Origin of the sequence: Mycobacterium sp. E796, assembly GCF_001672815.1 — a bacterium.
Lineage (GTDB): Bacteria > Actinomycetota > Actinomycetes > Mycobacteriales > Mycobacteriaceae > Mycobacterium.
In genome coordinates this window covers 1-13,675 of the sequence record NZ_LZKK01000058.1, presented here as the reverse complement: position 1 = coordinate 13,675, position 13,675 = coordinate 1, and the positions used below count along the sequence as shown (strand labels likewise).

At 72.3% G+C, this 13,675-nt stretch carries 9 protein-coding genes and 2 pseudogenes; all 11 read left to right on the top strand.

Annotation, left to right across the window (positions count from 1 at the left end; genetic code table 11):
* Window positions 1–512: pseudogene (locus tag A5706_RS05420) on the top strand (hypothetical protein); the annotation flags it as partial.
* On the top strand, window positions 509–2,521 hold the full coding sequence (locus A5706_RS05415; RefSeq protein ID WP_068127869.1) for a penicillin-binding protein 2: 2,013 nt from the start codon (window positions 509–511) through the stop codon (window positions 2,519–2,521). The pseudogene A5706_RS05420 and the gene A5706_RS05415, both read left to right, overlap by 4 nt.
* A 190-nt stretch (window positions 2,522–2,711) precedes the next feature.
* Complete coding sequence (locus A5706_RS05410; protein ID WP_068127866.1) at window positions 2,712–3,440, top strand: sulfite exporter TauE/SafE family protein; 729 nt, start codon at window positions 2,712–2,714, stop codon at window positions 3,438–3,440.
* Between the two features lie 67 nt (window positions 3,441–3,507).
* Entirely contained in the window at window positions 3,508–5,076 is a 1,569-nt protein-coding gene (locus A5706_RS05405; protein WP_068127863.1) for a UDP-N-acetylmuramoyl-L-alanyl-D-glutamate--2,6-diaminopimelate ligase, read from the top strand.
* Window positions 5,073–6,578 carry a UDP-N-acetylmuramoyl-tripeptide--D-alanyl-D-alanine ligase gene (murF, locus tag A5706_RS05400; RefSeq protein WP_068127860.1) on the top strand — a complete coding sequence of 502 codons (1,506 nt, stop codon included), beginning with the start codon at window positions 5,073–5,075 and terminating at the stop codon, window positions 6,576–6,578. Before A5706_RS05405 ends, murF begins: the two co-directional genes overlap by 4 nt.
* A complete protein-coding gene (mraY, locus tag A5706_RS05395; protein WP_068127858.1) occupies window positions 6,575–7,654 on the top strand; it encodes a phospho-N-acetylmuramoyl-pentapeptide-transferase in 1,080 nt (359 codons plus the stop codon). The genes murF and mraY overlap by 4 nt, the downstream gene beginning before the upstream one ends.
* Before the next feature lies 1 nt (window position 7,655).
* Window positions 7,656–9,107, top strand: coding sequence for a UDP-N-acetylmuramoyl-L-alanine--D-glutamate ligase (gene murD / locus A5706_RS05390; protein WP_068127855.1), 1,452 nt, complete (start codon window positions 7,656–7,658; stop codon window positions 9,105–9,107).
* A gap of 5 nt (window positions 9,108–9,112) precedes the next feature.
* Window positions 9,113–10,813, top strand: a complete 1,701-nt coding sequence (gene ftsW, locus A5706_RS05385; RefSeq protein WP_068127851.1) for a putative lipid II flippase FtsW — start codon at window positions 9,113–9,115, stop codon at window positions 10,811–10,813.
* The gene (gene murG / locus A5706_RS05380; RefSeq protein ID WP_068127848.1) at window positions 10,810–12,000 is read left to right on the top strand and encodes an undecaprenyldiphospho-muramoylpentapeptide beta-N-acetylglucosaminyltransferase; all 1,191 of its coding nucleotides are present in this window, start codon (window positions 10,810–10,812) and stop codon (window positions 11,998–12,000) included. The genes ftsW and murG overlap by 4 nt, the downstream gene beginning before the upstream one ends.
* The gene (gene murC, locus A5706_RS05375) at window positions 11,997–13,466 is read left to right on the top strand and encodes a UDP-N-acetylmuramate--L-alanine ligase (RefSeq protein WP_068127845.1); all 1,470 of its coding nucleotides are present in this window, start codon (window positions 11,997–11,999) and stop codon (window positions 13,464–13,466) included. The genes murG and murC overlap by 4 nt, the downstream gene beginning before the upstream one ends.
* A pseudogene (locus tag A5706_RS05370) lies at window positions 13,463–13,675 on the top strand (cell division protein FtsQ); the annotation flags it as partial. The gene murC and the pseudogene A5706_RS05370, both read left to right, overlap by 4 nt.

The window sequence follows — 13,675 nt, the reverse complement described above, 5'->3', positions numbered from 1 at the left end:
TGCGGTTGCGTGCGGAAAGCACCGCCAAAAACCTGGCGATGCGATCAGGCAGTCAGCGCGCGGCGGCCTTTGCGCCGGCGCCCGGCGCCGCGCCCGCGCCGGCGCGGTCGGGACCGGAGGCGCTGTTGCGGGCCCCGGACGGCTCATCGACCGTGGGCGGCCAGCACCTTCCCGCGCAGCTGCCCGTCGCGCCGCTGCCAGGGATGCCCGGCGGCCCGGCCACCGGGCACTTCCAGGGTGTGGTGCCCGTGCTGCCGACGCCGGGACTGCCGTCCCCGGTGGGCCCGGCGCAGCCTCCGGTGCCCGCCGAGGTCTCGATTCCCATGGGCGGACTGCCGATCCCGGCCCCCGCGCCGGTGCCCGCCCCGCTGCCCGCGGAGGTGCCGGTCCCGGTGCGGCCGGTGATGCCCGGCCCGGCCGCGCAAGCCCCCCAGGCCCCGCAACCGGGCGCGCCGGCTAACGGCCAGCAGCTCGGGCCGCTGGCCGGCGCGACGCCGGGTGCCCCCCGATGAGCCGCGGCGAGGACAGGCGGGCACGCCGGTCGCCGTCGGCGCGGCCGACGCGCCGACCCCGTAAACCGCAGGAGCCCAAGGACATCCGGCAGCCGAAGCAGGCCCGTAAAGCCAAGCAGGCCAAGCAAACCCGCCCCACGGAGGCGGCGGCAGTCGGCCACTCGGCGCGCGAGCGGCGCACCCGCCAGATCGTGGAGGCGGGGACGCGCGGCGCGTCGTTCGTCTTTCGGCATCGGGCCGGCAACGTGGTGATCGTGGTGCTGATGGCGGTCGCGGCGGCGCAGCTGTTCGTCTTGCAGGTCACCGACGCCCCGAAGCTGCGCGCCCAGGCGGCCGGACAGCTGAAGGTCACCGACGTCGAGAAGGCGGTCCGCGGCAGCATCGTGGACCGCAACAACCAACAGCTGGCGTTCACCATCGAATCCCGCGCATTGACGTTCCAGCCCAAGCGGATTCACCAGCAACTGGAGGAGGCGAAGAAGAAGAACCCCGCCGCCCCCGACCCGCAGGAGCGGCTGCGCGACATGGCCAAAGAGGTCTCGACCCGGCTGAACAACAAGCCGGACTACGCGACCGTGCTGAAGAAGCTGCAAAGCAACGAAAACTTCGTGTATCTGGCGCGCGCCGTCGACCCCGCCGTCGCCAGCGCGATCTCCGACAAGTTTCCGGAGGTTGGCTCCGAACGCCAGGATCTGCGCCAGTATCCGGGCGGATCGCTGGCGGCCAACATCGTCGGCGGCATCGACTGGGACGGCCACGGGCTGCTCGGGCTGGAGGACTCGCTGGATTCCGTCCTTTCGGGAACCGACGGCTCGGTCACCTATGACCGCGGATCCGACGGCGTCGTCATCCCGGGCAGTTACCGCAACCGGCACCGGGCCGTCAACGGTTCGACCGTCCAGCTGACCCTCGATGACGACATCCAGTTCTACGTCCAGCAGCAGGTCCAGCAGGCAAAGAATTTGTCTGGGGCGCACAACGTTTCGGCGGTCGTGCTGGACTCGAAGACGGGCGAGGTGCTGGCGATGGCCAACGACAACACCTTCGACCCGTCCCAGGACATCGGAAAGCAGGGCGACCGGCAGCTGGGCAACCTGGCGGTGTCCTCGCCCTTCGAACCGGGATCGGTGAACAAGGTGATCACCGCGTCGTCGGTCATCGAGTACGGCCTGTCCAACCCCGACGAGGTGTTGCACGTGCCCGGCTCCATCCAGATGGGCGGGGTCAGCATCCACGACGCCTGGGACCACGGCGTGATGCCCTACACCACCACCGGCGTGTTCGGAAAGTCGTCGAACGTCGGCACTTTGATGCTGGCGCAGCGCGTCGGCCCCGAACGCTTCTACGACATGGTTCGCAAGTTCGGTCTGGGCCAGCGCACCAATGTCGGGCTGCCCGGTGAGAGCGCAGGCCTGGTGCCGCCGATCGACCAATGGTCGGGCAGCACCTTCTCGAACCTTCCTATCGGCCAAGGGCTTTCGATGACCCTGCTGCAGATGACCGACATGTACCAGACGATCGCCAACGACGGGCTGCGGGTTCCGCCGCGGATCATCAAGGCCACCATCGCACCCGACGGCACCCGGACCGAAGAACCGCACCCGGACGGTGTCCGGGTGGTGTCGCCGCAGACCGCGCAGACCGTTCGCGGCATGCTCCGCGCCGTCGTGCAAAGCGACCCGATGGGCTACCAGCAGGGCACCGGGCCGTCGGCCGCCGTGTCCGGCTATCAGATGGCCGGCAAAACCGGGACCGCCCAGCAGATCAACCCGGGCTGCGGCTGCTATTTCGACGACGTCTACTGGATCACCTTCGCCGGCATGGCCACCGTCGACAATCCCCGCTACGTCATCGGCATCATGATGGACAACCCGCAGCGCAACGCGGACGGCACGCCCGGGCACTCGGCGGCCCCGCTTTTCCACAACATCGCGGGCTGGCTGATGCAGCGCGAGAACGTGCCGCTGTCGCCGGATCCGGGCCCGCCGCTGACCCTGCAGGCCACCTGAAACTCGGGTGAGGCAGCCATGATTCGTGAGCGTGCTAGCGTGGGGCCCGATAGCGTCTAGGGTTCCGGCGTGCGAGCGTGACTGGTCCGAGCGACGCCACCGCATCTTTGGGACAGATGCGGTCATCTGAACGGACAAAAGCCTGGAGGATCTCCGGCGGCGCGCCCCGCGTCGTCGAGAAGGTCCGCGCATGTTCGCTCTCGTTGTTCTGTTTCTCGTTGCTTTGGGCGCTGGCGCTCTCGGCGGCCTCGTCGGCACCGGATCGTCCTTGCTGCTGTTGCCGATCCTGGTGACGATGTACGGCCCACGAATCGCTGTGCCCGTCATGGGTATTGCCGCGGTGATGGCCAACGTGGGCCGGGTCGCGGCGTGGTGGCGACAGATTCGCTGGCGGCCGGTACTCGCCTACGCGCTGCCGGGCACACCCGCGGCGGTGGTCGGCGCGCACACGCTACTGACGATCTCGCCAGCGATTGTCGACGGCGTGCTGGGCGTGTTCTTTCTCGCAATGGTGCCGGTGCGCCGGCTCGTAGCGGCACGGCAGTGGCGGGTGCGCCTGTGGCAGCTCACGATCGCGGGTGTCGTCGTCGGATTCCTCACCGGCCTGATCCTGTCGACCGGACCGCTCAGCGTTCCCGTGTTCACCGGTTATGGCCTGAGCGGTGGTGCCTTTCTCGGCTCCGAGGCGGCCAGCTCGCTGGTGCTTTACACGGGCAAGATGGCCACCTTCGGTGAGTTCGGCGCACTCAGCAACACCGTGGTGATTCGCGGGCTCGCGATCGGGGCGGCCCTGATGATCGGGCCCTTTCTTGCGCGCGGCGTCGTGCGCCGCGTTCGCCCGCGCACCTATGCGCTGCTGATCGACGTGGTGTTGCTGGCCGCGGGGGCGGGAATGTTCGCGGCCGTCTGTGCGCAGTAGCCCGTCACGGCGACAGCCCAGCTGGCGCGGGTAAACGTCACGGCCGGGTGCGTCTCGGTAGGGTGTCATGGCTGATCATGGGGATCATCCAGCAGGAGGTGTGAGCAGAGTGCCGGTGCCCGCCGAGTTGCGTCCGACCGCGGACGCGGGGCTGCGGTTGCCCGCGCTGGCGGCGCAGGTCGGCGCGGTCATGGCCGACGGGGTGGCGGTGCCGGACGTCCCGGTCACCGGCGTGACGCTGCGCGCGCAGGACGTGCGGCCCGGTGACCTGTTCGCCGCGCTGCCCGGCTCGGCCACGCACGGCGCCCGGTATGCCGCCGATGCGATCGGCGGCGGCGCCGTCGCGGTGCTCACCGACGCCGCCGGCGTCGCCGAGATGGGCGACACGGTCGCGACCGTGCCTACCCTGGTGCACCCCACGCCCCGCGGCGTGCTGGGCGGCCTGGCGGCCGCCGTGTACGGCAACCCGTCGGAAAAGGTCACGGTCATCGGGATCACCGGAACGTCCGGCAAGACCACCACCACCTACCTGGTCGAGTCGGGCCTGCGCGCCGGCGGGCGGACGGCCGGGCTAATCGGCACCATCGGCATCCGCGTAGACGGGGCCGACATCCCCAGCGCGCTGACGACGCCCGAGGCCCCCGCGCTGCAGGCGATGCTCGCGGCCATGGCCGAACAGGGAGTGGACACGGTGGTCATGGAGGTGTCCAGCCACGCGCTGGCCCTGGGCCGGGTGGACGGCACCGGGTTCGCGGTGGGCGCGTTCACCAACCTGTCGCGCGACCACCTCGACTTCCACCCCACCATGGCCGACTACTTCGAGGCCAAGGCCGCGCTGTTCGATCCCGAGTCGCCGCTACGCGCCCGCCGGGCCGTCGTGTGCGTCGACGACGACGCCGGTCGCGCGATGGCCGCCCGTGCTGAGGAACCGACGACCGTCAGCGCCGCCGGTGAACCCGCGGACTGGCGCGCCGTGGACGTGGCGCCGATGGGCCCGGGGGGACAGGAGTTCACCGCGGTGGATCCCGCCGGCGTGCACCACCGCATCGGCATCCGGCTGCCCGGCCACTACAACGTCGCCAATGCCCTTGTGGCACTGGCGATCCTGGACGCGGTGGGCGTCTCCCCGGAGCAGGCGGCCCCGGGGTTGCTGCAAACCCGCGTCCCCGGGCGGCTGGAAGAGATCGACCGCGGCCAGGATTTCCTCGCGCTGGTCGACTACGCCCACAAGCCCGAGGCGCTGCGCGCGGTGCTGACCGCCCTGGCGGGCCCGGGGCGCCGGCTGGCGGTGGTGTTCGGCGCCGGCGGCGACCGCGACCCGGGCAAGCGGGCGCCGATGGGCGAAATCGCCGCGGAACTGGCCGATTTGGTCGTCGTCACCGACGACAACCCGCGCCGGGAGGATCCGGCGGCCATCCGCCGGGAGATCCTGTCCGGGACCCCGGGCGGCTCGGCGCAGGTCGTCGAGATCGGCGACCGCCGGGCCGCGATCGAACACGCGGTGGCCTGGGCCGGCCCCGGCGACGTGGTGCTGGTCGCGGGCAAGGGCCACGAAACCGGTCAGCAGGGGGCCACCGAGACCCGCCCGTTCGACGATCGGGTCGAGCTGGCCCGCGCGCTGGAGGCCCGCCGGTGATCGACCTGACCGTCGCCCAAATCGCCGAAATCGTCGGCGGCACACTGGCCGACATCACACCGGAGGACGCCGCCGAACGGCGCGTCACCGGGACCGTCGAGTTCGACTCGCGCGCCGTCGGCCCGGGCGGGCTGTTCCTGGCGCTGCCGGGGGCCCGCTCTGACGGCCACGATCACGCACCATCGGCCGTCGCGGCCGGGGCGGTGGCGGTGCTGGCCGCGCGTCCGGTCGGGGTTCCCGCCATCGTCGTGACCCCGACCGGGGCGGACGACAGCCGGGCCGGGGTGCTCGAGCACGACGCCGACGGATCGGGCGCCGCGGTCCTGGCCGCGCTGGCCAAGCTGGCCCGCGCCGTCGCGGCCGAACTGGTCGCCGGCGGGCTGACCATCATCGGGATCACCGGCTCGTCGGGCAAGACCTCGACCAAGGACTTGGTGGCCGCCGTGCTGGCGCCCCTCGGCGAGGTGGTGGCCCCGCCCGGCTCGTTCAACAATGAGCTGGGCCACCCCTGGACGGTGCTGCGTGCAACGCGGCGCACCGACTACCTCGTTCTCGAGATGTCGGCGCGGCACCCCGGCAACATCGCCGCGCTGGCCGAGATCGCCACCCCGGCGATCGGTGTGGTCCTCAACGTCGGCACCGCCCATCTGGGCGAATTCGGCTCGCGGGAGGCCATCGCGCGAACCAAATCCGAACTGCCACAAGCAGTTCCGTCGTCCGGCGTCGTCATCCTCAACGTCGACGACCCGGCCGTGGCGGCGATGGCCGACGTCACCACCGCCCGGGTGGTCCGGGTCAGCCGCGCCGGCCAGACGGACGCCGAGCCGAGCGACGTGTGGGCCGATGGAGTGTCGCTGGACGAACTGGCCCGGCCGCGCTTTACCCTGCACGCGATGGACAGCGCCGCCCCGGTACAACTCAGCGTGTTCGGCGACCACCAGGTCACCAACGCGCTGTGCGCCGGCGCGGTCGCCTTGCAATGCGGCGCCGGCGTCGAGCAGGTCGCCGACGCGCTGGCCGGGGCCGGGCCGGTGTCGCGCCATCGCATGCAGGTGACCACCCGCGCCGACGGCGTCACGGTGATCGACGACGCCTACAACGCCAACCCCGACTCGATGCGGGCCGGGCTGCAGGCGCTGGCCTGGGTCGCCCACGGGGCGGGCGAAAAGCGCAGGAGCTGGGCCGTGCTGGGCGAGATGGCCGAGCTCGGCGACGATGCGATCACCGAGCACGACCGCATCGGCCGGCTCGCGGTGCGCTTAGATGTGTCTCGACTCGTTGTCGTCGGAACCGGGAGGTCGATGAGCGCCATGCACGGCGGCGCGGTCTTGGAAGGGGCAGGGGGGGCCGAGACGGTCAACGTGCCCGATGCCGACGCCGCGCTGGCCCTGTTGCGCGCCGAGCTGCGGCCCGGCGACGTCGTCCTGGTCAAGGCGTCCAACGCCGCCGGCCTGGGCGCGCTCGCGGAGGCGCTGGCGGCCGACACCGGGGCGCGCCCGTGAGACAGATCCTCATCGCGGTCGCGATCGCGCTGACCGTGTCCATCCTGCTGACCCCGGCGCTGATCCGGCTGTTCACCCGCCAGGGCTTCGGCCACCAGATCCGCGAGGACGGCCCGCCGACCCACCACACCAAGCGCGGCACCCCGTCGATGGGCGGCGTGGCGATCCTGGCCGGCATCTGGGCCGGGTACCTGGGCACCCACTTGGCGGGCCTGGCGTTCGACGGCGAGGGCATCTCCGCGTCGGGCCTGCTGGTGCTGGGCCTGGCCACCGTGCTCGGCTTCGTCGGCTTCCTCGACGACCTGATCAAGATCCGCCGGTCGCGCAACCTGGGGCTGAACAAGACGGCCAAGACGGTGGGGCAGGTCGTCGCCGCCGTACTCTTCGGCGTGCTGGTGTTGCAGTTCCGCAACCCCAACGGCCTCACACCGGCCAGCGCGAACCTGTCCTACGTGCGCGAAATCGCCACCGTCACACTGGCTCCCGGCCTGTTCGTGCTGTTCTGCGTCATCGTCGTCAGCGCCTGGTCCAACGCGGTCAACTTCACCGACGGCCTGGACGGGCTGGCCGCCGGGTGCATGGCCATGGTCACCGCCGCCTACGTGCTGATCACCTTCTGGCAATACCGCAACGCGTGCGTCACCGCGCCCGGCCTCGGCTGCTACAACGTGCGCGACCCCCTGGACCTGGCGATCGTCGCGGCCGCCACCGCCGGCGCCTGCATCGGCTTCCTGTGGTGGAACGCCGCGCCGGCCAAGATCTTCATGGGCGACACCGGCTCGCTGGCGCTGGGCGGCATCATCGCGGGCCTCTCGGTCACCAGCCGCACCGAGATCCTGGCCGTCGTGCTGGGCTCGCTGTTCGTCGCCGAGGTCACCTCCGTCGTCCTGCAGATCCTGGCGTTTCGCACCACCGGGCGCCGGGTGTTCCGGATGGCGCCGTTCCACCACCATTTCGAACTGGTCGGCTGGGCCGAGACCACGGTGATCATCCGCTTCTGGCTGCTCACCGCGATCACCTGCGGGCTGGGCGTGGCCCTGTTCTACGGTGAGTGGCTGGCCACGATCGGAGCCTGAGGTGCTGGACCCGCTCGCGCCGGGCGCGCCCGTGCTGGTGGCCGGCGGCGGCGTCACCGGCAAGGCCGTGCTCGCGGCCCTGACCCGGTTCGGTGCCGTCCCCACCCTCTGCGACGACGACCCCGAAACGCTGCGCCGGTTCGCCGACGGCGGGGTCGCGACCGCGACGACGTCGACGGCCGCCGAAGGGGTCGCCGACTACGCCCTGGTGGTGACCAGTCCCGGCTTCTCGCCGGCCACGCCGCTGCTGGCCGCCGCGGCGACGGCCGGGACTCCCATCTGGGGCGACGTCGAGCTGGCCTGGCGGCTCGACGCCGCCGGCCACTACGGCCCGCCGCGCCGCTGGCTGGTGGTCACCGGGACCAACGGCAAGACGACGACGACGTCGATGCTGCACGCGATGCTGGTCGCCGGTGGGAAGAGCAGCGTGCTGTGCGGCAACATCGGCGACCCGGTGCTCGACGTGCTGGACCGGCCCGCCGACCTGCTGGCCGTCGAGGCGTCCAGCTTCCAGTTGCACTGGGCGCCCTCGCTGCGGCCCGAGGCCGGCGTCGTGCTCAACATCGCCGAGGACCACCTGGACTGGCACGCCACCATGGCCGAATACACCGCGGCCAAGGCCCGGGTGCTGGACGGCCGGGTGGCGGTGGTCGGGCTGGACGACGCCCGCGCCGCCGCGCTGCTGGACACCGCGGCCGCGCCGGTGCGGGCCGGTTTCCGGCTCGGCGAACCGGCCGCGGGCGAACTCGGGGTGCGCGACGGAATGCTGGTCGACCGCGCCTTCGCCGACGACCTGGCGCTGCTGCCGGCCGAATCGATCCCGGTGCCCGGCCCGGTCGGGGTGCTCGACGCCCTGGCCGCGGCGGCCCTGGCCCGCAGCGTCGGCGTGCCGCCCGAGGCGATCGCGAGCGCCGTCGCGTCCTTCCGGCTCGGCCGGCACCGCGCCGAGGTCGTGGCCGTCGCCGACGGGATCACCTACGTCGACGACTCCAAGGCCACCAACCCGCACGCCGCGCAGGCGTCGGTGCTGGCCTACCCGCGGGTGGTGTGGCTGGCCGGCGGTTTGCTGAAGGGCGCATCGGTGGACGCCGAGGTCGCCAGGGTGGCATCGCGGCTGGTCGGCGCGGTGCTGATCGGCCGAGATCGCGCGGAGGTTGCACAGGCGTTATCGCGACACGCGCCGGATGTCCCCGTCGTCCACGTCGTGACAGGCGAGGATGCTGATATGGATGCGACTGCTGTGGTTCCTGATGCTTCTGTGACAGAAGTGAAACCGTCCGACGGCGACCTCGGCGCTCGCGTCATGACCGCGGCCGTGGCCGCGGCGCGGGACCTCGCCAAGCCGGGCGACACGGTGCTGCTGGCGCCCGCCGGCGCGTCGTTCGACCAGTTCGCCGGTTACGCCGCCCGCGGCGACGCGTTCGCCGCCGCCGTCCGCGCGGCGATCCGGTAGCTGCTGTGGGAAACGCGCTGACCCGGCGGCTGCGCCGGGGCAAGGGCAGTAAACAGGCCGCCACCTCCCAGCGGGACGAGGCGGCCGTCCCGGATGAGGTCGCCGACGACGCTGACGACGCCTCGATCGACGAGGACGCGACGGACGCCTTCGAAACCGCCGATCCGCCGGACGCCAGGGCCGGGGGCGGCGCAGGAGGCGTTAAGGCCCGGGTCGCCGCGCTGCCGGCCGGCGTGCGCGGCCGGTTCGGCGCCTGGCTGGGCCGGCCGATGACGTCGTTTCACCTGATCATCGCCGTCACCGGGCTGCTGACCACGCTCGGACTGATCATGGTGCTGTCCGCGTCGGGGGTGCGCTCGTACGGCGCCGACGGGTCGGCGTGGGTGATTTTCGGCAAGCAGGTGCTGTGGACCATCATCGGGCTGGTCGCGGCCTACGTCGCGATGCGCGTGTCGGTGCGCTTTATCCGGCGCGTGGCCTTCACCGGCTATCTCGTCACGATCATCTTGCTGGTGCTCGTGCTGGTTCCCGGGATCGGCAACCTGGCCAACGGCTCGCGTAAGTGGTTCGTGATCGCGGGCTTCTCGATGCAGCCCTCCGAGCTGGCCAAGATCGCGTTCGCCATCTGGGGCGCCCACCTGCTCGCGGCCCGGCGGATGGAGCGGGCCTCGCTGCGCGAGATGCTGATCCCGCTGGTCCCGGCCGCGGTCATCGCCCTGGCGCTCATCGTCGCCCAGCCCGACCTGGGGCAGACGGTGTCGCTGGGCATCATCCTGCTGGCCCTGCTGTGGTACGCGGGGCTGCCGCTGCGGGTCTTCGTCACCTCGCTGCTGGCCGTCTTCATGGCCGGCGCGGTCCTGGCGATGTCCGCGGGTTACCGCTCTGACCGGGTGCGGTCCTGGATCAACCCCGAAAACGACCCGCAGGACACCGGCTATCAGGCCCGCCAGGCCAAGTTCGCGCTGGCCCACGGCGGCATCTTCGGCGACGGCCTCGGCCAGGGCGTCGCCAAGTGGAATTACCTGCCCAACGCCCATAACGACTTCATCTTCGCGATCATCGGCGAGGAGCTCGGCTTCATCGGTGCGTTCGGGTTGCTGGCCCTCTTCGGGGTCTTCGCCTACACCGGGATGCGGATCGCGCGCCGCTCGGCCGACCCGTTCCTGCGGTTGCTGACCGCCACCACGACCATGTGGATCCTCGGGCAGGCATTCATCAACATCGGCTACGTGATCGGGGTGCTGCCGGTCACCGGCCTGCAGCTCCCGCTCATCTCCGCGGGCGGAACATCCACGGCCGCAACGCTTTTCATGATCGGGATCATGACCAACGCGGCCCGGCACGAACCGGAGGCGGTGGCCGCGCTGCGGGCCGGTCGTGACGACAAGATGACCCGGCTGTTGCGGCTGCCGCTGCCCCAGCCGTACGCGCCCAGCCGCATCGAGGCGTTCCGCGACCGCAAGAAGGTGGGACCGCAAGCCGCCGGCAAGGGGCCCAAGGCGCCCGCGCGCAAGGCGCCCCGCGCCGCCGACGCCCCAGTGCGGGGAGCCGCGGGGCGAAGGACCGCCCGCCCGGCGCGCCAGTCTGGGGGCGGCGCCCGGGGGCGGGGAGGGCATCATGGATCTGGCCAGCGCTACGCCGGTCAGGGCGCCGGCCAGCTTAAGGCACGGCGAACTCGCGCATTGGAAGGTCAGCGTTACGGGTGAACGGCACGATCAAACAGCCGGCCGGCGGGCTGGGGGCAAGCCCCTCGCCCGCCGGTGCTGCATCATCGGCCCTTGATTCCCTATCGGTCGTGCTGGCCGGCGGCGGGACGGCCGGCCACGTGGAGCCCGCCATGGCCGTCGCCGACGCCCTGCGCGCACTCGACCCGCGCGTCCGGATCACCGCGCTGGGCACCCGCCGTGGGCTGGAGACGAGGCTGGTTCCCGAGCGCGGCTATCACCTGGAGCTGATCACCCCGGTCCCGCTGCCGCGAAAGCCCAGCGGTGACCTGGCCCGGCTGCCGCCGCGGGTATGGCGCGCCGTCCGCGAGACCCGCGCGGTGCTCGACGCCGTCGACGCCGACGTGGTGATCGGCTTCGGTGGGTATGTGGCGGTGCCGGCGTACCTGGCGGCCCGCGGCATCCCCGGCCTTCGCCGCCGGGTGCCGGTGGTGATCCACGAGGCCAACGCCAGGGCGGGGATCGCCAACCGCGTCGGCGCGCGCACGGCCGACCGGATCCTGTCGGCGGTGCCGGATTCCGGGCTGCGCGGCGCCGAGGTGGTCGGGGTGCCGGTCCGGGCGACCATCACCGCGCTGGACCGCGCCGCGCTGCGCGCCGAGGCGCGCAAGCACTTCGGCTTCACCGACGACGCGCGGGTGCTGCTGGTGTTCGGCGGCTCGCAGGGCGCCGTCTCGCTCAACCGGGCGGTATCGGCGGCCGCCGCCGACCTGGCCGCCGTCGGCGTCTCCGTGCTGCACGCCCACGGCCCCAAGAACACCCTCGAGCTGCGCACGCCCGAGCCGGGCGATCCGCCCTACGTGGCGGTGCCCTACCTGGACCGGATGGACCTGGCCTACGCCGCGGCCGACCTGGCCATCTGCCGATCCGGGGCGATGACGGTCGCCGAGGTGTCGGCTGTCGGCCTCCCCGCCATCTACGTGCCCCTGCCGATCGGCAACGGCGAGCAGCGGCTCAACGCGCTGCCGGTGGTCAACGCCGGCGGCGGCATGATCGTCGCCGACGCCGACCTGACCCCGGCCCTGGTGGCCCGCGAGGCGGGCGGGTTGCTCAGCGACCCGGCGCGGCTGGCGGCGATGACGACGGCCGCTGCGCGGGTGGGACACCCGGACGCGGCGCGACGGGTGGCCCAGGCGGCGCTGGACATCGCGGCGCGGAGGCGAGGATGACGGGCGACCAGCTGCCCCGTGAGTTACAAAGGGTGCACATGGTCGGCATCGGGGGAGCCGGCATGTCGGGCATCGCCCGCATCCTGCTGGACCGGGGCGGGCTGGTTTCCGGGTCGGACGCCAAGGAGTCGCGCGGCCTGCACGCCCTGCGGGCCCGAGGCGCGCTGATCCGCGTCGGCCACGACGCGTCGTCGCTGGATCAGTTGCCGGGCGGCGTCACGGCGGTCATCACCACCCACGCTGCCATCCCCAAGACCAACCCCGAGCTCGTCGAGGCCCGCCGACGCGGCATCCCGGTGGTCCTGCGGCCCGTTGTGCTGGCGAAGCTGATGGCCGGGCGCACCACGCTGATGGTCACCGGCACCCACGGCAAGACGACGACGACGTCGATGCTGATCGTCGCCCTGCAGCATTGCGGGCGCGACCCGTCGTTCGCGGTCGGCGGCGAGCTCGGCGAGGCCGGCACCAACGCCCATCACGGCAGCGGCGACTGCTTCGTCGCCGAGGCCGACGAGAGCGACGGCTCGCTGCTCGAGTACACGCCCAACGTCGCCGTCGTCACCAACATCGAGACCGATCACCTGGACTTCTACGGCAGCGCCGACGCGTACGTCGAGGTGTTCGACGCGTTCGTGGAACGGCTCGCGCCTGGGGGAGCGCTGGTCGTGTGCACCGACGACCCCGGGGCGGCGGCACTGGCCGAGCGCACCGCCGAGCTGGGCATCCGGGTGCTGCGCTACGGCTCCGCGGGCGACAGCCTGGCCGCCAGGCTCTTGTCGTGGGAGCAGCAGGGCACCGAGGCGGTCGCGCACATCCAACTGGCCGGTGAGGAGCACCCACGCGTGATGCGGCTGTCGGTGCCCGGGCGGCACATGGCGCTCAACGCGCTGGGCGCGCTGCTGGCGGCGCTCGAGATCGGGGCGTCGGCCGACGAGGTGCTCGACGGGCTGGCCGGATTCGAGGGCGTGCGGCGCCGCTTCGAACTGGTCGGGACCTCGGGAACCGGCCCGGAGGCGGTGCGGGTGTTCGACGACTACGCCCACCACCCCACCGAGATCGCCGCCACGCTGGCCGCGGTCCGCACCGTCCTCGAGCAGAGCGGGGACGGCCGCTCCATCGTGGTGTTCCAGCCCCATTTATATTCGCGCACAAAGGCTTTCGCCGCCGAGTTCGGTCGGGCGCTGGACGCCGCCGACGAGGTGTTCGTGCTCGACGTCTACGGCGCGCGCGAACAACCGCTCACCGGCGTCAGCGGGGCCAGCGTCGCCGAGCACGTCAGCGTGCCGGTGCGCTACCTGCCGGATTTCTCCGCGGTCGCCGGGGAGGTCGCCGCGGCCGCGGGCCCCGGCGACGTCGTCGTCACGATGGGTGCAGGCGACGTGACGCTGCTGGGTCCGGAGATCGTGACCGCGCTGCGGCTGCGGGCCAACCGCAGCGCGCCGGGCCGGCCGGGGATACCGCGATGACCGAGCCGAATGAGGCTAACCTGCCCAGGCCGCCCGAGCCCGGCGCCGACACCGCCGACGGCGTGATCACCGAACCGCTCGCGGCGGGGCAGCAAGGCGAGGCCGAAGCCGAGGATCAGGCCGAGTTCGAGGGGCCACGCCGGCGGGCCCGCCGCGAGCGGGCCGAGCGCCGCGCGGCGCAGGCCCGCGCCCCCGGCGCGTATTCACAT